A 25,821-nucleotide genomic window follows, 5' to 3' on the forward strand; every position below is an offset into this window, starting at 1 on the left:
AGAGCACATTAAGAATAGTATGGTGATAAATTCCTGATACAGAAAGTGAAGTTGTTAAAGACCATAATTCCATGCCTGTATTCTAAAAAAATTTGATGCATGAAACCCCTGGAATAGTACACCTTAATGGTAAAAAGCAAGGGGGAGAATTATGAAGAAATTATTGCACTTATATACGATAGTATTCTGTTTTTCAATGATCCTAAGTGAAACACTTGCCGGACCCGTACATGCAATAATTCCGGAAGAAATAACTCCGCTCGTCAAAAGTAAAGAAAACCAAAAGACAGTTTATTTAACTTTTGACGACGGGCCTTCTACGAATACAATGGATATCCTGGACATCTTAGACCGGTATCAAGTAAAGGCAACATTTTTTGTTAAAGGTAATGAAGAGCCATATGCAAAAAAATGCTATGAAGAAATGATAGGAAGAGGCCACAAAATTGCCTTACATTCCTATACACATGACTATTCAATCGTGTATCGTTCCACGAATAGTTTTTTTGAGGATTTAAATCGTCTTGAAACGATGTTAGAAAAAGATTATGGAATAAAAAGCCGAATCGTTCGTCTTCCCGGTGGATCACGAAATCGTCTGAGACAACAAGCAAGCACAAAACCAATCATTAATGGAATACTTCAGCAGCTAACGGATAAAGGGTATATATATACAGATTGGAATATAGATTCAACGGATGGAATCAGTCCTACTATAAGCGAACATCAAATCATCACATCCGTGCAAAGAGGCTTGAAAAATCAAAAACAGGCTAATATCCTGCTGCATGATATCAACAGTATGAAAAATACCGTTAAAGCGCTGCCGAAGATAATAGAAATCCTAAAAAAAGAAGGCTATATCTTTGATACGATAGATGAGACAACCCCAAAGGTTCAATTTAATTAGTGAAAGCCAAGCTCAACTATAGTAAATTAAAGGTAATTGGATTTTAATTTAAAGATCATAGTTTGGAAAGGATTTAAAGTTTTTATGATGCCATCGTTGTTTTTATCACATGGAACGCCATTATTAGCCTTGGAAGAGAATAGCTACACCGAGTTTTTAAAAGCTTATACAAAAGAAATTGAGAAGCCAACTGCAATAGTCATTCTGTCAGCCCATTGGGAAAGTGATGAACAGTTGGTTTCAGCTGTCAAGAAGCATGAAATCCTTTATGATTATATCGATTTTCCGGAAGAAATTTACCAGGTATCCTATCCCGCTTCAGGAAATTTGGAGCTTTCCGATAAGATTTTAACCCTGTTGTCACGAGTTGGCATATGGGGGGAGCTTGATGAAAGGCGTCCTCTCGATCATGGGGCATGGGGGCTGTTGCATCTCATGTATCCTAAAGTTGATATACCGATAGTTTCATTATCGATCAGTTCCGACCTACCGTTTGAAAAACAGTATGAAATCGGGAAAATGCTGGGGGCTCTCAAACGGAATAACGTCCTTATAATTGGTAGCGGTGGGATTGTGCATAATTTTAACCAGATTCAGCCAGACCTGCATGTTGCGGAGGGGTGGGCAATCCGTTTTGAAAACTGGGTGGAAGAACAGGTAGAGAAGTGGGATTTGGAATCCTTGTTTGATTATGAAAGAATAGGGCCATATAGTTCCGAGGCGGTGCCATTTAAAGGTCACTTCATTCCCTTGATCATTGCGATGGGAGCAGGAGATTCCAATAAAAAGGCAAAAATGTTGCATCGTAGTTTTCAGTATGGAAACTTAAGTTTGACAGCTTGGGAGTTTGCTTGAGTTGAAAGGGTTTTCAATCGTGCGAAATCTAGCTTGTTTGAATTAATATACGAAAATAGAAAAATCTTTTTTTAGAAAAAATAGACTTAAAAAAGATAAAAGGTCTATTTAAGACGAAATAAGGCGAATTAAACAGAATAATAGTTTGAAAAAGGGTGTATAAAGAGGTGAAACCCTTGGATATTTCGACAAAAACATGTTAATATAGCATCTGAAAACGTTTTATCCTTTAAAATTTTATTATTCAATGACCAAGTTATTTATTATAAATTATCTATTTGGGGAAATGTTAGAAGAAGGAATTTGGGGATGGATAAAACGAAATTATGAGAAAAATTTGGGGGTTTACAAAAATGACCATCAAGGATGCTAAGGCTTACGACCCATGGAAATCTTTTTCTGGTCCAAACCTTGGGTATGTCATGGAGCAATACGATTTATTTCAAGTTAATCCGGAAGAAGTAGATCCGGAACTGAAAAACTTTTTTGAGGTTGCTGGTCCTCCTTCATTTGAAGTAGAGGCAGGCACTGTAATGGAAAGTGCACCACAGACTGGTGAAGTCCTTTCAATGAAGAAAATTATGTCTGCAGTAAAATTGGCAGAAAATATTCGTGCATATGGACATCTTGCTTCAAGCATTTATCCATTGATTGAAGACAAGCCAGATACAGAGCAAATCCACTTTGAAAAATACGATTTGACGGTTGAGGATTTACGGAAAATACCGGCTGATCTTATTTGCGCGCAATCACCTGAAAACGTAAAAGACGGATACGAAGCTTTCCAATATCTTAAACAACTTTATACAAAAACAATAGCCTTTGGATTTCACCATGTAAATGACTTGGATGAAAAGCAATGGCTTACTGATATGGTCGAATCTGGTAAAATGTTCCCTGAAGTTTCAAAAGAGAAAAAAGCATTAATGCTAAAACGTCTGAATGAAGTTGAAGGATTTGAAAAGTTCCTACATCGTACATTTGTAGGGCAAAAGCGTTTCTCTATTGAAGGTCTAGATGCATTGGTTCCAGTGTTAGACGAGATGATTTCACAGACTGTCCAAAATGGAACTGGCAATGTGAATATTGCCATGGCTCACCGCGGACGTCTTAATGTCCTGGCACATGTCCTTGGAAAACCATATGAAGTGATTTTCTCTGAATTCCAACACTCACCTAATAAGGATTTAGTCCCATCAGAAGGCTCAACCGGCATTAATTATGGTTGGACTGGCGATGTTAAATACCACCTAGGTTTGGATAAACAAATTACAAAAGAAAGCGTACAGAAAGCAAGAATTACGCTTGCCAATAACCCAAGTCACTTGGAAGTAGTTGGCCCAATCGTGGAAGGTTACTCTCGTGCGGCTCAAGAAGACAGGACAGCAAAAGGCTTCCCAGTGCAAGATATTGATAAGTCACTAGCAATCCTTATTCATGGTGATGCTGCGTTCCCAGGTGAAGGTATCGTACCTGAAACGTTTAACTTAAGCCGTCTACGCGGTTACCAAGTTGGTGGGGCAATCCACATCATCGCTAATAACACGATTGGTTTCACTACCGAAAGTGAAGATTCACGTTCAACTAGATATGCGAGTGATCTTGCAAAAGGTTTTGAAGTACCTATAGTCCACGTTAATGCTGATGATCCCGAAGCATGTATGGCTGCAGTTAATCTTGCCATCCAATATCGTGAAAAATACAAAAAAGATTTCTTGATTGACTTAATCGGTTACAGACGTTTCGGCCATAATGAAATGGATGAGCCATTGGTCACACAACCTGAAATGTATGCTTTGATTCATAAGCATCCAACAGTTAAAGAAATTTACGGTAAACAACTGATTGAATCTGGAGAGTTTACAGAAAATGAAGTGAAAGAAATGGCAAAACAAGTGGATACTAAACTTGCAGAAGCCTATGCCAAAATTTCTGGAAACAAACCGGAAGCTTCCAAAGAAGTAAATCCTCCGGGAATAATTGAAAAAGGCATTCCTACGATTGATACAGCTGTATCTAAGGAAGAACTTATTTCAATCAATGAACAACTTGTGAAATGGCCAGAAGGATTTACGCCTAATAAAAAATTAGGTAAAATCTTGTCCCGTCGTCTGGATTCGTTTGGTGAAAACGGTAAAATTGACTGGGCACATGCTGAAACGCTTGCATTTGCAACGATTTTAAATGATGCCACACCAATCCGTTTAACTGGTCAAGATTCAGAACGTGGAACATTCGCACAACGTAACATCATGCTGCATGATAGCGTGAACGGCAAAACATATTCACCGCTTCATACTCTTGAATCTGCCAAAGCATCTTTCGCTGTCCATAACAGTCCGCTTACTGAAACGGCAGTACTTGCTTATGAATATGGATATAATGTTTTTGCTCCAGAAACACTTGTACTTTGGGAAGGCCAATTCGGTGATTTCGCCAATACGGCACAAGTAATCTTTGACCAATTCATTGCGGCTGGCCGTGCAAAATGGGGTCAAAAATCTGGACTTGTTATGCTTCTTCCACACGGATACGAAGGACAAGGACCAGAACATTCAAGTGCTCGCCTGGAACGTTTCCTTCAATTAGCAGCTGAAAATAACTGGACAGTTGCTAACTTAAGTTCTGCAGCTCAGTATTTCCATGTCCTTAGAAGACAAGCTAAAATACTTGATCAGGAACAAGTGCGTCCGCTTGTTATCATGACACCGAAGAGTATGCTTCGTAACCAAGTGATGGCATCTACTCCAGAAGAGTTCAGCACAGGAAGTTTTGAATCATTCATTGAAACGAAAACGCTAGGCAAAAAACCTAAAGCTGTTGAGCGCATTGTATTTGCAAGCGGTAAATTAGCTGTAGAACTACGTGATAAAGTAGCTACTGAACAAAATACCGATTGGTTGCAAATCATCAGTATCGAGGAGATTTATCCATTCCCGTTCACTGGAGTTCAAGAAGCATTGAAAAAATATACGAACCTTAAAGAAATCTACTGGGCTCAAGAAGAACCGAAAAACATGGGAGCTTGGACATTTGTTGAACCTCGCTTAAATGCGGCTGCTCCTGGAAATCTTTCTGTAACGTATATCGGTAGAAAACGTAGATCAAGCCCGGCTGAGGGAGATCCACTTGTCCATAAAAATGAACAACAACGGATTATGAGTCAAGCAATTACACGCAATAATGAGGGGGATAAATAAAATGGCTGAAGTAAAAGTGCCTGAATTAGCAGAATCAATTTCTGAAGGATCTATTGCGCAATGGTTAAAGCAACCTGGTGACCATGTTGAAAAGGGAGATTATGTCCTTGAACTGGAAACAGATAAAGTAAACGTGGAAATCATCTCTGATTACACTGGGACCCTTACTGAACTTTTAGCTGAAGAAGGCGACACTGTTCAAGTTGGACAAGCTATTGCCATCGTGGATGAAAATGGATCGGCAGCAGCACCTGCTAAGGAAGCTCCAAAAGCTGAAGAAGTGAAACAAGAACCAGCTAAAGTGGAACAAGCAGCACCTGCCAAAGAAGCTCCAAAGGCTGAAACGAAAGAAGCATCTTCCACTCAACAAGTTATTGCATCACCAGCTGCTAGAAAATTAGCTCGTGAAAAAGGAATTGACTTAACTCAAGTACCTGTTGTTGATCCACTAGGCCGTGTACGTGTACAAGACGTGGAAGCAGCAAGTAAAGCACCTGCAGTAGCTCCAAAAGCACCTGCAGCTACTAAACAAGCGGCAGCTCCTATTGAAGCCAACGATGACCGTATAGAAGTAGTGAAAATGACACGCCGTCGTCAAACCATTGCTAAACGTTTAGTTCAAGTCCAATCTGAAGCGGCAATGCTTACAACTTTCAACGAAGTCGATCTTTCTGCAGTTATGGAATTACGTAGCCGTCATAAAGAATCATTCGTTAAAGCTAATGACGTTAAACTTGGTTTCATGTCATTCTTTACAAAAGCAGTCATTGGGGCATTGAAAAAGTATCCTTTATTGAATGCTGAAATCAAAGGGGATCATATCCTTAAAAAGAACTTCTATGATATCGGTGTAGCCGTATCGACTGAAGAAGGCTTAGTTGTTCCAGTTGTAAGAGATGCTGATCGTAAAAGTTTCGCTGAAATCGAGCAAAACATTGCGGACCTAGCTGTTAAAGCACGTAACAACAAATTAGCGCTTTCAGATTTATCTGGTGGTACCTTTACCATCACAAATGGTGGTACATTCGGTTCCCTATTATCGACACCTATCTTGAATGCGCCACAAGTTGGTATTCTAGGTATGCATACTATCAAGACTCGTCCTGTTGCTGTTGGCGATCAAATCGAAAACAGACCAATGATGTACCTTGCATTATCTTATGATCACCGTATCGTTGATGGAAAAGAAGCAGTTGGTTTCCTAGTGGCAATCAAAGAAATGCTTGAAGATCCTGAACAACTTTTATTACAAAATTAATAAATCCTATATAATGAAAAAGCCCCTGTCATGGTGATGGGGGCTTTTTTTTGTAGAAAAGTTCATAGATAAAGAGATAATCATATCATCACTTGCAGGAATATGATTGGTTTTTTAATATAAATGAATGTTTTTGAATAAAAGTGAACGATAATGATTGATTAATCTGAAAAATGAAGTTATTATGGAAATATATTGGGGGTGAGGTAATTGTTGACAACCGAGAGGCATGACGTAATCCTTACGTTGATTAAGAAAAAAGGCATTATAAAGATGCAAGAACTTGTCGATCATTTGCAAGCTTCAGAATCTACCATTCGGCGTGATTTAGTCCAACTTGAGGAACTAAAGCTTTTAAAACGTGTTCATGGTGGAGCTGCCTTGCTTCAAAGAAAAGGCATGGAACCGACAATCTTGGAGAAGCAAAACAAAGCGTTATCCGAAAAAAAGCTCCTAGCAGAGCTGGGGTCAACTTTTATCGAGAATGATGACTGTATTTATCTTGATGCAGGTACGACCATCTCTGAACTGATCCCTTATTTAAAAGATAAAAATGTAACCGTTTTAACCAACGGTCTCATGCATATACAAAAGTTGATGGAATTGGAAATAAAAACGGTTATCGTTGGTGGAACCATCAAGGCTTCCACCAATGCGGTTGTAGGTAGTACAGCTGTCGATTTTTTAAGTGATTACCGATTCGATAAATGTTTTCTAGGGATCAATGGCATTCATCCTGAATTAGGTTTGACTACACCAGATCCTGAAGAAGCGCTATTGAAAAAGACGGCAATAAGGCTTTCTAATCAAAGTTATGTGCTTGCAGATAGTTCAAAATTAAATGAAGTCACCTTCGCAAAAGTGGCAGATGTAAGTGAAGTCATTTTGCTGACGGATAACAATAATGAAGCTGCCGTCGAACAGCTCTTGAAAAATCCCAAGATAAAGGTCGTGACGATTTAATGATTTATACCGTAACGCTCAACCCCTCAATAGATTACCTGGTCGAGGTGGAAAACTTCCAAATGGGCTTGGTGAACAGAACATGCATGGATAAGAAATATCCGGGGGGCAAAGGAATTAACGTATCACGTGTATTGAATAGGCTAGGAAACGATACGACTGCTTTAGGCTTTTTAGGTGGCCAAACTGGGGAATTTGTAAAAGCCTGTTTAGAAAAAGATCATATTAGGACTAATTTCACGGAAATAACAGGTGATACGAGAATCAATATTAAATTAAAAACAGGAGTGGAGACGGAAATTAATAGTCATGGTCCTGAAATATCCATGGAGAATTACCATCATTTACTTAGTTTAATTGGTGAACTCAAGCCAAATGATTGGCTCGTTTTATCTGGTAGTATTCCAACAAGCCTCCCACGTGATGTGTACGAAACGATGATGAAAATATGTTTGGGGAGGAAAGTAAAAGTGGTGGTTGATACTAGTGGGAAAGAATTATTGGATGTCGTTCAATATGAGCCTTTTCTCTTGAAGCCTAATCATCACGAATTAGCGAGTCTTTACTCGACTGAAATCAGAACTGTGAAGGATGCAAATAAGTATGGGCGGAAGTTGTTGGAAGCAGGTGCTCAAAATGTAATCGTTTCGATGGCAGGAGATGGGGCTGTACTTATCACAAGAGATAAATCTTATGCTGCAAATATACCGAAAGGAAAGGTCATCAATTCAGTGGGGGCCGGTGATTCTATGGTGGCCGGATTTATCGGGATCTATGAAAAAACGGAAGATGTTATAACCGCTTTCCAATATAGTGTCGCCGCGGGAAGTGCGACAGCTTTTTCATCGGACCTTTGCACGTTGGAATTAATGGAAAAAGTATTGCCGCAAATTAGTATCAGTGAGATAAAAGGGGGGTAACTCTATGAAAATTACAGACTTGTTAAAATTGGATACCATTCTTATAGATTTGCAAAGCGAGACAAAGCTTGGGGTGATAGAAGAATTATCCGCCAAGTTAGCACAAGCTGGACGTTTACATGATGAAGGTGGATTCAAGGCCGCCATTTTGAAACGTGAAGAGCAAAGTACGACAGGGATAGGTGAGGGAATCGCCATCCCACATGCAAAAACGAGTGCTGTGAAAACGCCGGCCATTTGCTTTGGAAAATCAGTTTCAGGTATTCAATTTGAATCGCTTGATGGGCAGCCAGCTCATTTATTTTTCATGATTGCGGCAAGTGAAGCAGCTAATCAGGTTCACTTAGAGACCCTATCTCGATTGTCTTCATTATTAATGGACGCTCAATTCAGGTCTCAATTGGTTTCTGCCACATCAGCTGAAGAAGTGTTGGAAATTATCAATAAAAAAGAACACGAAGCAGATCAAGACGAAAACGAAAATGAAGAACAGAAAGCAAGTACGACTATAGGGGCTGCAAAAATCCTGGCCGTCACTGCGTGCCCGACAGGAATTGCCCACACCTATATGGCAGCGGATGCTTTAAAGGCTAAGGCGAAAGAAATGGGTCTTGATTTCAAAGTTGAAACCAATGGATCGACAGGTGTAAAAAATAGGTTGAATCCAGCAGAAATTGCAAAGGCGGATGTCATTATTGTTGCAGCGGATAAACAAGTGGAGATGGACCGTTTTGACGGTAAGCGGGTTATCATCGTTCCCGTTGCTCAGGGGCTCAGGAAGCCGGAGGAGTTACTTAAAAGGGCTGTTAACCAGGATGCACCCATTTACAAAGGGACTAAAAAGGATAGTCGAGAAGATGAAACTTCAACAAAAGGAAAGATCGAAATTTATAAGCATCTGATGAATGGCGTAAGTAATATGCTTCCTTTTGTTGTAGGTGGAGGGATCTTAATTGCACTATCCTTCTTTTTTGGAATAGATGCATCCGATCCGACAAAACCGGAATATAATCCAATAGCCAAAGCATTAAGTGACATCGGGGGAGGTACAAGCGGGGCCTTTTTCTTTCTAGTACCAGTCCTGGCAGGCTTCATTGCCTCAAGTATCGCCGATCGCCCGGGCTTTGCCCCTGGTATGGTCGGAGGCTTGTTGGCAGCCCAGGCCAATGCTGGTTTCATAGGTGGCCTAATTGCAGGTTTTCTTGCCGGGTATGTTGTTTTAGGATTGAAGAAATTATTCTCTAATTTGCCACAGGCTTTCGAAGGGATTAAACCGGTTTTGCTTTATCCGGTGTTCGGAATGCTAATAACAGGTTTAATCATGCTATTCGTTATTAATGAACCAGTGACTGCTCTCAACCAAGGTTTGTCGAATTGGCTTCAGGGCTTATCAGGGACAAACGCCGTTCTCTTAGGGATGATTCTTGCGGGCATGATGGCTGTAGATATGGGTGGGCCCATCAATAAAGCTGCCTTTACCTTTGGTATTGCGGCTATTGAAGCACAAAGCTTCGGCCCTCATGCAGCAGTTATGGCGGGTGGGATGGTACCTCCGCTTGCCATTGCCTTTGCGACCACCTTTTTCAAAAGTAAATTTAACGATACAGAAAGAAAATCCGGATTGACAAATTACTTTATGGGGGCCTTTTTCATTACAGAGGGAGCGATTCCCTTTGCGGCCGCCGATCCGTTTAGGGTCATTATCAGTAGTGTGATTGGAGCAGCAACGGCGGGTGCTCTAACGATGGCATTCAATGTCACATTGCCGGCACCTCATGGGGGCGTGTTTGTAATACCATTAGTTAACCATCCATTTCTATATTTGTTGGCCATTTTAATAGGCTCACTCATCTCTGGACTTATCTTGGGATTCTGGAAAAGAAAACAGAACTGAAGATTGGCGGATTCAAGAATCTTGAATCCGTCTTTTCAGTTTTCCAGACTTTTTAATCGTACAAAGATTCCATATGATTCACTTTTGGGGAAGGTTGTTCCTCGGCCATATTATAGATTGGTTAAAAAGTCTTTATATGAAGAATAATAAGCCATTGATAGAGACATAAAAAAGCATGTTTCCCCTAGTTTTTGGGTAGAGAATATAAATAACATAAAAAGGAGAAGGATGACCTTGTTGAAGAAAAACACACTAAAAACCATCAAAAGAGATGATATGATAGATGTTACGACAGAAGTGCAGGCATTTGTAACGGAAAGGGGAATACAAGAAGGTATAGCGCTTGTATATTGTCCACATACTACTGCAGGCATTACAATTAATGAGAATGCGGATCCAGATGTTAAAAAAGATATGCTTAGAAGATGGGATGAGCTTTATCCATGGAATCATACGTTGGATTTACATATGGAAGGGAACACTGCTGCTCATTTAAAGTCCAGCACTGTAGGGTCGTCACAACAAGTTATTATCCATAAAGGTAGTTTGGTCCTTGGTAGATGGCAGGGTATATATTTCTGTGAATTTGATGGTCCTAGAGATCGTCATTACTTCATCAAACTGATTGAGTAGGACAAGGATATGCAGGGGGAAGCAATTTTGATAGATGTTTTGATTACAGGAAAAAAAGTACGGTTGAGGAATGTCCAACAGGACGATTTGAAAACCTTATGGAGTTTAAGGTATGGAGAAGAAAATCCTATGTGGAAAAAATGGGATACACCTTACTCAGCTAATGAAATTATGGATTATCCTACGTACATTAACAATGAGATGAAACTACGGAGATACGATCAAAAATTAGGTGTTTTCTCTGAATTATTAATAGAAAGGGAACACCAAATAATCGGGTCGGTTGTTTATTATTGGGAGAATGAACCAGCAAGATGGCTAGAAATCGGAATTACCATATATGAACCAAGATATTGGAATGGCGGTTATGGAACGGAAGCCATTAGCCTATTCATTCCTTATTTATTTCAAAATTTAACCATTGAAAGGATAGGATTGACGACGTGGTCTGGAAATAAACGAATGATGACGGTCGCTGAAAAAGTAGGAATGCAACTTGAGGGTAGAATAAGGAAATGCATTTATCACGATGGGATTTACTACGATTCCATCAAGATGGGGATGTTACGTGAAGAATGGCAAGCGAGAAACGAATGAACGATAATCACTTTTTTAAAAAAATGTAAAAAAACACCTGGATTACCTTGGGAATAATTTGACGCTGTTTTCTCTTTTTTATTCTGTTATTCTAGGGAGGTGCTTAACGAGGAGGTTAAAGGATGAAATTATCAGTTGTATTACCGATGATCATAACTCTTAGTGTCATCATACTTGGACTAGCATTCCCTTGGGAAACCACAAGCAAGGCTTCGAATGGTGCTAAAAAACATGTTATTAAACAAGGTGAATCGATATGGGATATCGCTAAGCAGCATGGAGTTCCAATTCAAACGTTAAAAGAAGTCAATAATAACAAGAATAATGTTGCTGAACCAGGCAAAACATTGATTATTCCGCATTTCATGAATGAAACCGATAAAGAATTATTAGCTAGATTGGTTCATGCTGAGGCAAAAGGTGAGCCATATAGAGGCAAGGTAGAAGTAGCAGGAGTCGTGTTAAATCGTCTTGATAGTGGCGAATTCCCTGAAACAGTAAGAGAAGTGATTTATCAAAAAAATCAATTCTCTCCTGTTGATGATGGTAGCATTAACAAACCTGCTGGAGAAGATGCAGTACGGGCAGTAAATGAAGCAATAGCCATTCACGGCTATACGAATGATGCATTATATTTTTGGAATCCAAGTATATCCGACAGTGTGTGGATGGAAAAATTAGAAGTGGTTAAAATTATCGGTGGCCACCATTTTGCCATTTGATCATGAAGCCTGACCGTCTACGGTCAGGCCTTTTTCAATAAAAGAGTATTTCCTCAAAAACGTTATAGTCGAAAAGGGCTGATGAATGGAATTACTTACTTTAATGCATTCTGGAAGTAGGATATAATTGAAAAGGAAATTGAAAAAGTGGTTCAATGAATAAGGAGTTGTAAGATGGCTAATACGCACGTTTATACAAAAAAAGAGGAAGTATTCAATGCAATCACCCATGGAATTGGTGTCTTATTAAGCATTGCCGCTCTTGTTTTATTAATAATTTTCTCTGCTCATCAAGGATCGGCTTCACTCATTGTGATTTCGATCATTTATGGAGTTTCTATGCTCCTTTTATATGTAGCTTCTACTTTAGTGCATAGCTTTCCTGAGGGGAAATTGAAAGACCTTTTTGAGATTTTTGATCACTCGGCCATTTATATATTCATTGCGGGCACGTATACACCAATCATGCTGCTCGTCATTCAAGGGGCTTTAGGATGGACGCTACTGGGAGTTGTATGGGGTGTGGCAGTGGTAGGAGTCATCTTCAAGGCTTTCTTTGTTAAGAAGTTTCTTTATCTATCCACGATTTTATATATCGCAATGGGGTGGATGATTGTACTGGCATGGGGCCCGCTAACCAACACCATGCCAGCAGCAGGCATACAATTACTTATAGCCGGAGGATTACTTTATACTTTCGGTGCCATCTTTTATGTATGGCGTGGTTTTCCTTTTCACCATGCTGTATGGCATCTCTTCGTGCTTGCAGGATCTGTGGCACACTTCTTTGTAGTTTTATTTTATATTATCCCTCTATAACTAGAGGGATTATCTTTATATAAATAAATTCGTGTTTTAAATTCTACCATTTAGGTAATAGATAAGAAAAGAGACTTAGGAGGAAACCATATGAAGAAATCTTTAAAAGTACTTTCGGTCCCATTTGCTGCTATGCTTGTATTAGCAGGATGTGGAGAAGATGACGAGGTAAAGAATCCGCCGGTACAAGAAAATGAAAACCAAGCGGAAACAAATCCTGAAAAGGGAACAGAAACCAATGAAAAGCTTCCATTTACTTTCAAAGCCTTTAACCTAGAAGTTGATTATAAAGGGAATAACAATGACTATGAAGCGGAATATGATACCATGGGTGCTCAAACGGAAGCTTCTATCGATGATGAATCTAATAAACATGAAGTTCATGGTGATGAAGCGATGGAAGAATTGACGCCAATTTTAGAAAAGTTGACTTTCACCCAAGACTCTACGGATGATGAGGTCATACAAGAGGTGACTAAAGCCTTTAACTTAAAAGAGGATTACCAAGAGTTCGAATTGGAAGTTACGTATAGCGATGGAAAAACAAAGGTATATAAAGTCGTTAATAAATAAAAACAATCGTGATAGAATATATTCAAGAGTTGTCAAATCTTAATTGTTATAGTAAAATGGTGTAGGTAAACAAAGGGGTTTATCATACTTTTACTATGCTATTTAATTCGGGCTTATGGGGATAGGACCGTAGTAAATACATATAAAAAAAGAGTCTTTTTTCTAAAAAGAGTCTTTTTTTATTTTTCTGAAAAATAAAGCCCGACTTTAAATATATTTAATTAAACGATAAAGACAGGGGGTACCAAATCCATGGTATCTACCTGTCTTTATTTTGTCTATTAGGAAATAGAGATATTTTTTTTGGGAAGCATTTTAGCTGAAGCAAGTCTAGCTCGAATGGAAACACCTAACCAGGATGCTAGGAGGGCTTTCAGGATACCTACGATTAAGAATGGTGCGAATCCACTAGCAATGGCAGCTGTCCAAGTTAATGCAGCTGCATATTTCAACCATATTGTTCCAATGGTTAATGTTATCATCATGCCAATGATATTAGCTATGAGTGCAATGGGAAATGTAAAACGGGTTTTTTCCAAAATCCAGCCGGTAATGAAAACAGTAGGGATATAAGACAATAAATAGCCACCAGTAGGACCGAAAATCTTTGCCAGTCCTCCAGACATTTCTGCAAAGACAGGAACACCAGCTGCACCAATGAATAAGTACAAAACTACTGAATAAGTACCATAACGAGCACCCAGGATCGTAGCGGCAAGTCCAACGGCCAGAGTTTGTCCTGTAATAGGCACGAGCGGGAGTGGAATGGTTAGTTGGGAAAGGATTCCGATAATAGCTGCAAATAAGGCTGTGATTATCATCATTCTTAATTTTTCATGACTCGTATTCATAGCGTTTCCTCCTAATGTAAACTAATTTATTATTTGGTTAACAAATAAAATTTTATTATAGGAAGTAAATACTGTCAATATCTTTTGTTTTTTCTGAAGTTTGAAGGAAGAAAATTGGATTGCATATAAGGGGGAGTGTAAAGAATATAGGGATCTATAAGCCTGATATTTAGCTCAACTCGAACATTCAATATTACAGGTATAGCTGTATGTTCACCACTTTGTAAATGAGGTTGGAATCATGAAAGAGCAGACAAAATGGATTTCATCATTTGACTGCCTTCACATAGGAATAATCGGGGCCCATGTGAAGATAGTCATTCATTTACACCAGACTAGATTTATTTTTCATCTAGCTTTTTTACAGTTTCCCCTTCAATTAAGACTGGTTGGTAATGGTTTTCATTGGGTAAGCCCTTCTTTCCTTGTAATTTCTTGATCAACCAATCAGCTGCATCATGACCCATTTGTTCTTGTGGGTGTGTTAAAGTCGTTAATTTGATATTAGCATTTTTCGCTATATAAGAATTGTCCTGGCCAATAATTGATAATTGTTCCGGAATGGAAATATCAAGTTGTCTGCATACATTTACTACTTCTAACCCTACCTCGTCGTTATAGCAAACAATGGCAGTCAACACGTCTCTATTTTCGTTTAAGAACCGCTTCAAGTTCTTGTGCAAGTCTAGCTTCGTTTCTGTAGTATATGAAAGCAATTGTTCGGGTTGAAAGCGTAATTTTGCTTCTCCAAGTGCTTTTATATATCCTTTCATTCGATACTTTCCTTGTAAATCATCCATTTTCGAAATGAACCCAATTTGGGTGTGCCCATTGGAAATTAATTCTTTTGTCGCGAGATAGCTCGACTGCACATCATCTAGGCAAAAGAAAGGAACTTCTAATTCCTCATAATAAGCGTTAATCATGATGAATGGTACCTCTTGTTCCTTAAATGTTAGGTAATAAGCAATGTTGGGATTGTATAGATTGCTTTTTGTAGGTTCAACAATCAAACCATCTACGCCAAAGGATAACATCATTTCCAAGGCTTTTTTTTCTTGTTCGACGTCATTATTTGTACTGGCCAATAGTAAGGAATAATTATTTTCATTTAATCTTTTTTCGATTCCCCGGATAATAGAAGGGAAAATGTAATCCGATATGTAGGTCGTGATGACACCAATCGTTTTATATTTGAAATTCCCACCAGACTTTAATTGATATTGATTACTAACATATGTCCCAGAACCTTTTTCACTTCTTAAGAATCCCTCGTTTGCTAATTCTAAAATGGACTTTCTTACAGTGTGTCGGCTAACGTTGTACATATCCTGCATAACGGACTCAGTAGGAATTTGTTCTCCTATACTATACTCACCTGTAAGGATTTTATTTTTTAAATCATCGACGATTACCTGATACTTTGGTTTCATTAAACCTCACCTCGTTTCGGTTGTTTGCATTCTTATTTATTTTCCTTTTAGATTTGTACGTACACATTTTAACATAAGCCTGAGTGGATTAAAACAAATTACCTCAGTTTGTGGACAAAGCTATTAATACCTGATTTTTTACCATATCCTTTACTCCCTATCCCTATTCACTTAATATCCTAGATTCACTGCCTTTGAAGTGAGGATGACGGTTCAACTTAAAAGCTGTGAGTATAATTAATATTGTTTATTGACAAATGTACGTACAAAAAATATAATATATTCATAAATGAATTCAAGCGCCTCCTGTATATTGAAAGCGCTATCGAAAGGGGGATTAACGTGCAATCGAATCGATTAGAAATTATACAAGCGATTAACGAGGGTGATACTTCACTTGGAATCGAATTTGGCTCAACACGTATAAAAGCGGTGTTGATAGATAAACGTTATGAAACAATCGCATCTGGAAGTTATGAGTGGGAAAACCTTCTGGAAGATGGATTTTGGACATACAATTTAGTGGATATAATCACCGGTCTGCAAACAGCTTATAGTGAAATGAAGCAAGAAGTTGAACGAAATTACGGCATAACAATTCGGAAAATTGGATCTATTGGATTCTCTGCAATGATGCATGGTTATATGGCTTTTGACCATACAGGGGAGCTACTTGTTCCGTTTCGAACTTGGCGTAACTCAACAACTGGTGTGGCAGCAAAAGAATTAACTGATCAATTACAATTCAATATCCCTGAACGATGGAGTATTGCCCACCTTTATCAAGCAATATTAAATGAAGAGAAGCATTTGCCGCGTATTGATTGTATTACGACTTTGGCTGGATACATTCACTGGTTATTGACTGGTAATAAAGCAATTGGCATTGGGGATGCTTCAGGGATGTTCCCAATTGATGAATCAACGCATGATTACAATGAATTAATGATCAAGCGTTTTGATGAATTGATTGCTACGAAAGGTTATCCTTGGATGCTTAAAGAGATCCTTCCTAAAGTTTACGTTTCAGGTGAGCAAGCGGGAGAATTAACCGAAGTGGGAGCGAAAATCCTGGATAGGTCCGGGAATTTACAACCAGGCATTCCGATTTGCCCACCAGAAGGCGATGCTGGAACGGGAATGGTTGCTACGAATAGTGTGCGAAAACGTACCGGCAACGTCTCAGTAGGAACTTCCGTTTTTGCCATGATTGTACTAGAGAAAGAGCTTTCAAAAGTATATCCAGAAATTGATATGGTAACTACACCAAACGGAAGTCCAGTTGGGATGGTCCACGCGAATAACTGTTCAAGTGACCTTAATGCATGGTTGGGATTGTTCCGTGAATTTTCTGAGGCAATGGGACAAAAGGTTGAGACAAATAAATTATTTGAAGTAATGTTGAACAAAGCTCTGGAAGCGGATCCAGATGGTGGTGGTTTGCTTAGCTACGGTTATTTCTCAGGTGAAAATATTACAGGATTTGAAAAAGGACGACCACTATTTGTACGCTCGCCTGAGAGTCGTTTCAATTTAGCGAACTTCATGCGGACTCACCTTTTTACTGCTTTCGGTGCTTTAAATATCGGAATGGGTATTTTGACAAAGGAAGAAAATGTTGCGATTGATCGTATTTTGGCTCACGGTGGTTTATTTAAAACCCCACTTGTTGTACAAAAAATCGTTGCCGCTGCAATGAATACGCCAGTATCGGTAATGTCAACAGCAGGTGAAGGTGGACCGTGGGGAATGGCGATTCTTGCCTCTTACATGTTGAATAAAAATCAAAAAGAAAGTTTAGAAGACTTCCTCGACCAAAAAGTATTCAAAGATATGGATGGGCAAGAAATTTATCCTGACCAAGTAGATATTGAAGGATATGAAACATTTATTGAAAGATACAGGAAGGGCTTAGTAATTGAGCAGGCAGCTGTTGACAATTTGATGTTATGAGTTGGAAAACTGGAGGGGTTGGCGTGTTAGAACAACTGAAAGAAGAGGTATATCAAGCAAATTTGGACTTGCCTAAATATGGTCTCGTGAAATATACATGGGGAAATGCAAGTGCCATTGACCGTGAAAGTGGTTTATTTGTTATCAAACCTAGTGGTGTTGATTACGAAACAATGAAAGCCAGCGATATGGTAGTTGTCGATTTAGATGGCAATGTTGTTGAGGGAGAGCTGAGGCCTTCATCAGATACAGCGACTCACGCAGTACTTTATAAATATTACCAAGAAATTGGCGGCATTGTTCATACTCATTCAACTTGGGCGACAATCTGGGCTCAAGCAGGCCTTGATGTTCCAGCGATGGGGACTACTCACGCAGATACATTTTACGGATCGGTCCCTTGTGCGCGCTATCTAACACAAGAGGAAATTGATCGTGGGTACGAAGTGGAGACTGGGAAGGTAATCATCGAAACATTTGAAGAGCGTGGGTTGGACATTTTAGCCGTTCCTGGCGTATTACTTCATGGTCATGGACCGTTTACATGGGGTAAAGATGCAAAATCCGCTGTCATGAACAGTGTGGTCTTGGATGAAGTTTCGAAAATGAATTTATTCACAAGGGAATTAAATCATTTTGCGAAAGAATTACCACAAAATATTTTGGATAAACATTATTTACGAAAACATGGAAAAAATGCTTATTATGGTCAAAAGTAAGAGTAACTCTACCAAGTTATCAAACCAGTAGATTAAGAAAAGAGGGTTATTATGTTAACAACAGAAACAAAGGAATTTTGGTTTGTCGTTGGATCACAACATCTATATGGAGAAGATGCGTTAGCGCAAGTCAAGGCGCATGCACAAACGATAACCGATGCATTAAATGAATGCGGCATTCTGCCTTACCCAATTGTTTTGCAAGATCTAGCTGTTAGTGCAGATAGAATAACAAACATCATGAAAGAAGCCAACTATCGTGATGAAGTTGCCGGAGTCATTACTTGGATGCATACTTTTTCACCTGCGAAAATGTGGATTCGTGGAACAAAATTATTACAAAAACCATTACTTCATTTAGCCACTCAATTCAATGAAAGCATTCCATGGGCTACGATAGATATGGACTTTATGAACTTAAACCAATCCGCTCATGGTGACCGTGAATATGGTTTTATCAATGCCCGTCTGAACAAACAAAACAAAGTGGTTGTAGGTTATTGGGAGCGTCCTGAAGTGCGACAACAAATTGCACAATGGATGGACGTAGCGGTTGCTTATAACGAGAGCTTCAACATTAAGGTCGCTCGTTTTGGAGATAACATGCGAAACGTTGGCGTAACTGAAGGGGATAAAATTGAAGCACAAATCCAATTTGGCTGGACAGTTGACTATTTTGGAATAGGGGATCTTGTTCAATATGTAAATGCAGTTACGGATGAAGAAATTGAGGCATTATTTGCAGAATATGAAGGACTTTATGAATTTGAATATGGTACATACAGTAAGGAAGATTGGGAAAAGAGCGTTAAGGTACAGGCAAGCTATGAAATTGCAATTAAACGTTTCCTTGATGACGGTGGTTATACGGCATTCACAACGAATTTCGAAGACTTATATGGAATGAAACAGCTTCCTGGTCTTGCCGTCCAACGTTTGATGGCGCAGGGATATGGCTTTGCGGGTGAAGGAGATTGGAAGACGGCAGCACTTGATCGCTTACTGAAAGTGATGAGCCATAACCAATCAACTGGCTTTATGGAGGATTACACATATGAATTAGCTGCCGGACAAGAATCAATCCTACAGTCACATATGCTTGAAGTCGATCCAACTTTAGCAAGCAATAAACCGAAAATGGTCGTATCTCCATTAGGTATAGGCGATCGTGAAGATCCGGCACGTTTAGTATTCGATGGTAAAGCGGGAGACGGTGTCGTTGTTTCCATGGCTGACTTTGGTACAAACTATAAACTTTTAATTAATGAAGTTTCTGCTTTTGAACCATCTGTTCCAGCACCAAACCTTCCAGTGGCCCGTGTACTTTGGGAAGTTAAGCCAAACTTCCAAGATGGAGTGAAAGCTTGGCTAGAGAATGGTGGGGGTCACCATACAGTTGTGTCATTGAATTTAACAACAGACCAAATCATAACCTATGCAAAATTAGTAGGTTTGGATTACGTAGTTATTAAGTAATGTTTTTCCCTCCACGGGAGATTGGCTTCCGGGGAGGGGAAAATTAGATTCGTAAATCCTGAAATTAATTTGTAGGCGTGCTTTATTTTTTAGGGTAAGATGAAAGCGTTTTATTGACTGAATAATGACACAGAATTCATCCTTATAAGCAATAGTTGTAAACTATTAGGGTTTCTTAAAAAGAAATTAATACTTTTATAGTATAGGGATTTTTTTGAATGTAATTTTATAACCTTTGGGAGGAAACATTAATGGTTAATGAAAAGAAAATCTCAAGTGGATTCATTTATTTTTTTGGGGCATTTGGAGGCATTCTCTTCGGTTATGATATCGGCGTTATGACGGGTGCTTTGCCTTTTTTGCAACATGATTGGAATCTTCAAAACAACCCTAGTGCTGTAGGTTGGATCACCTCTTCCTTGATGTTTGGAGCTATTTTTGGTGGTGCCCTGGCTGGACAACTTTCAGATCGTTTAGGACGGCGCAAAATGATACTAATATCTTCTATCATTTTTGCTTTTGGGTCTATTTTAGCAGGTGTATCCCCTCATAAAGGGATTCTATTTATGATTGTTGCTCGTATTTTATTAGGGATAGCTGTTGGTGCTGCCTCTGCGTTAGTCCCAGCCTATATGTCTGAAATGGCACCTGCCCGTTTACGTGGACGGTTGTCCGGAATTAATCAAACAATGATTGTTTCCGGAATGTTACTTTCGTACATTATTGCTTATCTATTGAAAGACTTACCAGGTACCATGGCATGGCGTTTGATGCTAAGTTTGGCTGCCGTACCTGCTTTGATTTTGTTTATCGGGGTGTTAAGGTTACCGGAATCACCACGCTTTTTGATTAAGAATAATAAGATTAATGAAGCACGTAAAGTGTTGAGCTATATTCGCTCTAACAAAGAACAAATTGATTCTGAAATAAAACAAATTCAAGACACTGCCAAAGAGGAAACGAAAGTAAATCAAAAAGCGTCATGGGGAACCCTTTTAAGCAGTAAATACCGTTATCTAGTAATTGCTGGGGTCGGGGTAGCTGCGTTTCAACAATTCCAGGGAGCAAACGCAATTTTTTATTATATTCCTATGATTGTAGAAAAAGCAACAGGGCATGAAGCCAGCTCAGTATTGATGTGGCCAATTATTCAAGGGGTTATACTTGTATTAGGTTCATTATTATTCTTAATGATTGCTGATAAATTCAATCGCCGTACTTTATTAACGATAGGCGGAACTATTATGGGGCTATCCTTTATTTTGCCCGCAATATTGAATGTATTAATTCCTGATGCAAATCCGATGATGATGGTTGTTTTTTTAAGTATTTATGTTGCGCTATATTCATTCACGTGGGCGCCTTTAACATGGGTTATCGTTGGAGAAATTTTCCCACTGGCGATTCGCGGGCGTGCATCCGGGTTAGCTTCATCATTTAACTGGATTGGATCTTTCTTGGTTGGATTGCTATTCCCTATCATGACAGCAACGATTTCTCAAGAAGCTGTTTTTGCAATATTCGGTGTTATATGTTTGCTTGGTGTTCTATTTATCCGGACATGTGTTCCTGAAACTCGAGGTCATTCTTTAGAGGAAATTGAAAAAAACGGATCAATAAAACCAGCCAAGGGAGAAAGCGCTTAAATTTCAACTATGATTTTTGGAGCCAGTTAAATCAGGAATTCATATGGTACTCTGGTCATTATAATCTATAGGTACATCATGAACTTTTATGATTCCTAACAAAAGGCCGAAGTGAATACTTCGGGCTTTTGTCTTTTCACTTTAAAAAAATTAACTTATCATTATAAAAAAGAATTTAATAGGGTAGGAGCCGATATTATGAAAGTATCACATAGCTCATTTGGGAATAATATTTTGCTGTTTACTATGGAAAATGATCATGGTATAAGAATGGAAGTTACAAACTTTGGAGCAAGAATCGTCAATCTTTTCGTTCTTACGGAATCAGGTCCCACTAATATCGTATTGGGATTTGACACGATAGAGGATTATCAAAAAGAAACATATTATGGAGCTACAATAGGTAGAGTGGCTGGGAGAATTAAAAATGGTGAGTTTTCCATTGGTGAATCCCGTTATAAAACATCCGTCAATCAATTAGGGAATACATTACACGGTGGCAATCCCGGATTCGATGAAAAAATATGGGATTATGAAGTGAAGGAGAATGATGAAAGTGCGTCAATCATTTTTTCAACTCACTCACCTGATGGAGAAAATGGCTTTCCGGGGAATTTGAAAGTAAGTGTGACGTATACATTGGATAACTTAAATACTTGGTCAGTGAACTATCAAGCAAAAAGTGATAAAGACACAATTTTTAATCCGACCAATCACGTCTATTTTAACTTAACAGGGCACCCTAGCAATCCAATCGATAATCATTTCTTACAAATCTTTTCTGAAGAGTTTGCGCCAGTAAATGAAGATACCACGGTAACTGGGGAAAAGCGAAGCACGATTGGCACGCCTTATGACTTTCGTACGCCAAAGGAATTACGTTCAACCTTTGAAGCTATTGACGCAGAGGTTGAAAAGGTTCAAGGGATCGATCATCCATTTTTCCTTACCTCTTCAGGAATTCAGCAAATTGCAGCCAAATTAATTAGTCCTGACGGGAAAATAACAGTCGAAGTATACACAGATGAACCTGCAGTTGTCATTTACACGGCAAACTTTGTGAAAGGTGTTCCACTGATGCATGGAGAAAAATTAAGTCAACATGGTGGAATAACGTTTGAAACCCAAGCTGCTCCAGGAGCGGAGGAATTTGAAGGTTTTGGAGATATTCTGCTTTTGGCAGGCGAAAGTTATACGTCCCAAACAAAGTTTAAAATCGAGGTTAGCCCCCGTTAAGTTGAAGTTTCTACCATAGGTGGGGATCCGGTCCAGCGGTCGGGACTTAGGGCAATTGAGCATATAGAGGTAAAAATAATAAAGTTCACAAGAGAATATTAAACACGTAGCACCTCCTGAGGACGATTAATCATAGGAGGTGCTTTATTTACGCCACGACAAAATACAACAATTTCCCCGAACATTATTTCTATAGTTAATCCTCTAAATGAATATCGAAAGAAATGGCGAACACTTTATATTCCTATCGAAATTGGGCAATTGTAGTAGGTCCGAATTAAGGGGTATTTATTATATTTGTGAAACCTTTCCTGCTTTCATTCGTATTAATGGTGATTAAAGTATAATATGGTTTTTATCCCCTAACATCTAAATGGTATCAAATGAAAAGAAAGAGGAGGTAGCGGCTAAATTAAATGATGCTCATTTTTTTGGGGGAAGAAAACCTTATGTAAGGGATGAAAATATGGAGTTGTATGGAGTACCACTAGAAACCGTCTATCTATATGGATTAATTTTATCTGGAGGACTGACATTTTTAATCATTTTGTTTAATGATGTATTTTCTGGATTAGAACTTCCGGATATTTTTAATCCTACTTTGATTTTTAGTTTTTTGACGATTTTTTTTGCAAGTGGCTTTCTGTTTGAATCAGTTACAGATCTCCATGCCGGTGTGATTGTAAGCCTTTCTTTTTTACTGGCATTAACAATCGTCACATTATTGAATGTGTTTGTTTTGATTCCCGTTTCAAGGGCGGAGTCAAGCTTAACCTTTCATGATCATGATTTGAGGGGAAGGGTGGGACTGGTCTTAACGACAGTTCCGGTAGACGGGTTTGGCGAAGTGTTAATACAGAGTAATAGCGGCAGTATTTCTAAGACTGCAGCGAGTTTCAAAAATGAACAAATCGCTTCAGAAACTAAAGTCTTGATCATTGAGGTGAAAAATGGGGTTGTCTATGTCATGCCCCATTATAATTAAAGAGGGTTGAGGAGGGAATGTTTATGACAAGTTTAATATGGATCGTTATTGCTATTGTTGCTTTTTTACTTATTGCACTTATTGCTGTCTTTGTTACGAAGTACCGTACGGCTGGTCCTGATGAAGCATTAATTATTACTGGAAGTTATTTGGGGAATAAAAACGTACATGCCGATGAATCAGGAAATAAAATAAAAATTGTCCGGGGTGGAGGAGCCTTTGTCCTTCCGGTTTTCCAGCAAGCAGAACCGTTAAGCCTGCTATCGAGTAAACTGGAGGTTTCTACGCCTGAAGTATATACGGAACAAGGTGTACCAGTTATGGCAGATGGTGTATCCATCATTAAAATCGGTAGTTCCATAACGGATATAGCGACAGCTGCTGAACAATTTCTAGGAAAGACCAAGGACGATCGTGAGCAGGAAGCCCGTGAAGTGCTAGAAGGACATTTAAGATCTATCCTTGGCTCCATGACCGTTGAAGAAATCTATAAAAATCGTGAAAAATTTTCACAGGAAGTTCAGCGGGTCGCTTCTCAAGATTTAGCAAAAATGGGGCTAATCATTGTGTCTTTTACAATAAAAGATGTGCGTGATAAAAACGGTTATCTTGATTCACTAGGGAAGCCAAGAATTGCCCAAGTAAAAAGGGATGCGGATATTGCAACGGCTGATGCTGAAAAAGAAACCAGGATTAAACGGGCGGAAGCTTCAAAAGAGGCCCAACGTGCTGAACTTGAGAGGGCAACGGAAATAGCGGAAGCCGAAAAAATCAATAAGTTAAAGGTTGCAGAGTTTCGCCGGGAGCAGGACATTGCTAAAGCACGTGCAGACCAAGCATATGATCTTGAAACAGCCCGTTCAAAGCAAGATGTAATGGAACACGAAATGCAAATCAGGATTATTGAACGGCAAAAGCAAATTGAGCTTGAAGAAAAAGAAATTCTTCGCCGAGAAAAGCAATATGATTCCGAAGTGAAGAAAAAAGCGGATGCTGACCGTTATTCGGTGGAGCAAGCGGCTTCGGCAAATAAGATGAAACAAATAACTGAAGCTGATGCAGATAAGTATAAAATTGAAGCAATGGCAAAAGCGGAAGCGGAACGTATCCGGTTAGATGGACTTGCCAAAGCCGATGCACAAAGGGCCCAGGGGACAACAGATGCCGATATCATCCGTTTAAAAGGGGTGGCAGAGGCCGAAGCAAAACAGAAGATTGCTGAAGCATTTGAACAGTTTGGTCAAGCGGCCGTGATGGATATGATCCTGAAAATGCTCCCGGAGTATGCAAAACAAATAGCTTCTCCACTGGGTAACATTGATAAAATAACGGTAGTGGATACGGGTGGGAATGGTGTAAATGGGGGTGCTAACAAAGTGACCTCTTACGCGACTAACCTAATGTCCACACTACAAGAGTCCTTAAAGGAATCTTCAGGCATTGATGTGAAAGACTTGCTTGATAACTTTTCAGGTAAGCGAAATATATACCCGCCCACGGTGAATCAAGAAAATGTAGACATGAATACGGCGATAGGTACAGGGAAAGAAGAATTGGAGAAGACTATTTTATAAAATAGGATAAGCAGAAAAGGATAGAAAACACTCGGTGGGAATATTTGTGAAATTTCAATGCAAAGAAAAATTTTGAATTCAAACTAAAATTTATTGGTTCATCCTACTATTTGATGGTAAATTCCTGGTATACACAGTATTAGAGTTAGCCATTTAATATGTAGTAAAATAAGGGTTCCATTTAAATGTTAAATAGTAGCACCTCCTGGGTACGATGATTAAAGGAGGTGCTTTATCTATTCCAAAAAATACATGGAGAAGTTTGGATGACATAACCAATTTGTAATCAGATCACCATTCATACGAAGGAAAGCATGGATGATTTTCTCCTTGAATTACTTTTTTTGAAAATAAAATGGTAACCCCCTTAATAGGTCCTTTGTGATAGGTACGAATCAAGATTTATTTGTGAAAATTGTGAAACGGAGAAACAGGAGGTACCAGCAGAATTTTTAAAATAACACTAATTTTTTGTGGAAGGTTTAAGGGATGAAAGTATGAATATATATATTGGGAGTGGTTTGTATGGGAGCATGAGTTATTATAGTAAAAAAATACTAGTATGCTATTCCTTGTGATTTTGAAATAGTAAGGGGAAATGAGA

21 protein-coding genes are annotated in these 25,821 nt (G+C 38.9%); 19 read left to right on the forward strand and 2 right to left on the reverse strand.

Annotated features, from left to right (window positions below):
• Nucleotides 1-151: 151 nt before the first annotated feature.
• From ACIQXQ_RS09680 to ACIQXQ_RS09735, 12 genes are all read left to right on the forward strand, one after another.
• Nucleotides 152-910: a polysaccharide deacetylase family protein gene (locus ACIQXQ_RS09680; RefSeq protein ID WP_402868874.1), complete on the forward strand. Its 759-nt coding sequence runs from the start codon at nt 152-154 to the stop codon at nt 908-910.
• Nucleotides 911-994: 84 nt separating this feature from the next.
• Entirely contained in the window at nt 995-1,765 is a 771-nt protein-coding gene (locus tag ACIQXQ_RS09685) for a dioxygenase family protein (RefSeq protein WP_402956915.1), read from the forward strand.
• A 353-nt stretch (nt 1,766-2,118) separates the two neighbouring features.
• Complete coding sequence (locus tag ACIQXQ_RS09690) at nt 2,119-4,965, forward strand: 2-oxoglutarate dehydrogenase E1 component (protein WP_402956917.1); 2,847 nt, start codon at nt 2,119-2,121, stop codon at nt 4,963-4,965.
• Nucleotide 4,966: 1 nt separating this feature from the next.
• The gene (gene odhB, locus ACIQXQ_RS09695) at nt 4,967-6,223 is read left to right on the forward strand and encodes a 2-oxoglutarate dehydrogenase complex dihydrolipoyllysine-residue succinyltransferase (RefSeq protein WP_402956919.1); all 1,257 of its coding nucleotides are present in this window, start codon (nt 4,967-4,969) and stop codon (nt 6,221-6,223) included.
• A gap of 210 nt (nt 6,224-6,433) precedes the next feature.
• Nucleotides 6,434-7,186 carry a DeoR/GlpR family DNA-binding transcription regulator gene (locus ACIQXQ_RS09700; RefSeq protein ID WP_402956921.1) on the forward strand — a complete coding sequence of 251 codons (753 nt, stop codon included), beginning with the start codon at nt 6,434-6,436 and terminating at the stop codon, nt 7,184-7,186.
• On the forward strand, nt 7,186-8,106 hold the full coding sequence (gene pfkB / locus ACIQXQ_RS09705) for a 1-phosphofructokinase (RefSeq protein ID WP_402956923.1): 921 nt from the start codon (nt 7,186-7,188) through the stop codon (nt 8,104-8,106). Before ACIQXQ_RS09700 ends, pfkB begins: the two co-directional genes overlap by 1 nt.
• A 4-nt stretch (nt 8,107-8,110) precedes the next feature.
• A complete protein-coding gene (locus tag ACIQXQ_RS09710; RefSeq protein ID WP_402956925.1) occupies nt 8,111-10,000 on the forward strand; it encodes a PTS fructose transporter subunit IIABC in 1,890 nt (629 codons plus the stop codon).
• A 228-nt stretch (nt 10,001-10,228) separates the two neighbouring features.
• A complete protein-coding gene (locus ACIQXQ_RS09715; protein ID WP_402868860.1) occupies nt 10,229-10,633 on the forward strand; it encodes a secondary thiamine-phosphate synthase enzyme YjbQ in 405 nt (134 codons plus the stop codon).
• Nucleotides 10,634-10,660: 27 nt separating this feature from the next.
• Entirely contained in the window at nt 10,661-11,230 is a 570-nt protein-coding gene (locus ACIQXQ_RS09720) for a GNAT family N-acetyltransferase (protein ID WP_402868858.1), read from the forward strand.
• Between the two features lie 122 nt (nt 11,231-11,352).
• A complete protein-coding gene (locus ACIQXQ_RS09725; protein ID WP_402868856.1) occupies nt 11,353-11,952 on the forward strand; it encodes a cell wall hydrolase in 600 nt (199 codons plus the stop codon).
• A 174-nt stretch (nt 11,953-12,126) separates the two neighbouring features.
• The gene (gene trhA / locus ACIQXQ_RS09730) at nt 12,127-12,771 is read left to right on the forward strand and encodes a PAQR family membrane homeostasis protein TrhA (RefSeq protein WP_402868854.1); all 645 of its coding nucleotides are present in this window, start codon (nt 12,127-12,129) and stop codon (nt 12,769-12,771) included.
• A 90-nt stretch (nt 12,772-12,861) separates the two neighbouring features.
• Complete coding sequence (locus ACIQXQ_RS09735) at nt 12,862-13,344, forward strand: YusW family protein (protein ID WP_402956929.1); 483 nt, start codon at nt 12,862-12,864, stop codon at nt 13,342-13,344.
• A gap of 281 nt (nt 13,345-13,625) precedes the next feature.
• Here the strand turns inward: ACIQXQ_RS09735 and ACIQXQ_RS09740 are convergent, their stop codons facing one another.
• Together ACIQXQ_RS09740 and ACIQXQ_RS09745 are read right to left on the reverse strand one after the other, a co-directional pair.
• A complete protein-coding gene (locus ACIQXQ_RS09740) occupies nt 13,626-14,195 on the reverse strand; it encodes a biotin transporter BioY (protein ID WP_402868850.1) in 570 nt (189 codons plus the stop codon).
• 341 nt (nt 14,196-14,536) lie between these two features.
• Entirely contained in the window at nt 14,537-15,628 is a 1,092-nt protein-coding gene (locus ACIQXQ_RS09745) for a GntR family transcriptional regulator (protein ID WP_402868848.1), read from the reverse strand.
• Nucleotides 15,629-15,970: 342 nt separating this feature from the next.
• Between ACIQXQ_RS09745 and ACIQXQ_RS09750 the strand changes: the two genes are divergently transcribed.
• From ACIQXQ_RS09750 to ACIQXQ_RS09780, 7 genes are all read left to right on the forward strand, one after another.
• On the forward strand, nt 15,971-17,581 hold the full coding sequence (locus ACIQXQ_RS09750) for a xylulokinase (protein ID WP_402956931.1): 1,611 nt from the start codon (nt 15,971-15,973) through the stop codon (nt 17,579-17,581).
• Between the two features lie 23 nt (nt 17,582-17,604).
• Nucleotides 17,605-18,300 (forward strand): L-ribulose-5-phosphate 4-epimerase, encoded by a 696-nt coding sequence (locus ACIQXQ_RS09755; RefSeq protein ID WP_402956933.1) that lies wholly within the window; start codon nt 17,605-17,607, stop codon nt 18,298-18,300.
• Between the two features lie 51 nt (nt 18,301-18,351).
• Nucleotides 18,352-19,776 (forward strand): L-arabinose isomerase, encoded by a 1,425-nt coding sequence (gene araA, locus ACIQXQ_RS09760; RefSeq protein WP_402956935.1) that lies wholly within the window; start codon nt 18,352-18,354, stop codon nt 19,774-19,776.
• Between the two features lie 251 nt (nt 19,777-20,027).
• Complete coding sequence (locus tag ACIQXQ_RS09765; RefSeq protein WP_402868842.1) at nt 20,028-21,422, forward strand: sugar porter family MFS transporter; 1,395 nt, start codon at nt 20,028-20,030, stop codon at nt 21,420-21,422.
• 198 nt (nt 21,423-21,620) lie between these two features.
• Entirely contained in the window at nt 21,621-22,658 is a 1,038-nt protein-coding gene (locus ACIQXQ_RS09770; RefSeq protein ID WP_402956937.1) for an aldose epimerase family protein, read from the forward strand.
• A gap of 466 nt (nt 22,659-23,124) precedes the next feature.
• Nucleotides 23,125-23,643, forward strand: coding sequence for an NfeD family membrane protein (locus ACIQXQ_RS09775; protein WP_402956939.1), 519 nt, complete (start codon nt 23,125-23,127; stop codon nt 23,641-23,643).
• 23 nt (nt 23,644-23,666) lie between these two features.
• Entirely contained in the window at nt 23,667-25,217 is a 1,551-nt protein-coding gene (locus ACIQXQ_RS09780; protein ID WP_402956941.1) for a flotillin lipid rafts scaffold protein FloT, read from the forward strand.
• Nucleotides 25,218-25,821: the final 604 nt, after the last annotated feature.

It is taken from the genome of Peribacillus sp. NPDC097198, from assembly GCF_044762055.1.
Classification (GTDB): domain Bacteria; phylum Bacillota; class Bacilli; order Bacillales; family DSM-1321; genus Peribacillus.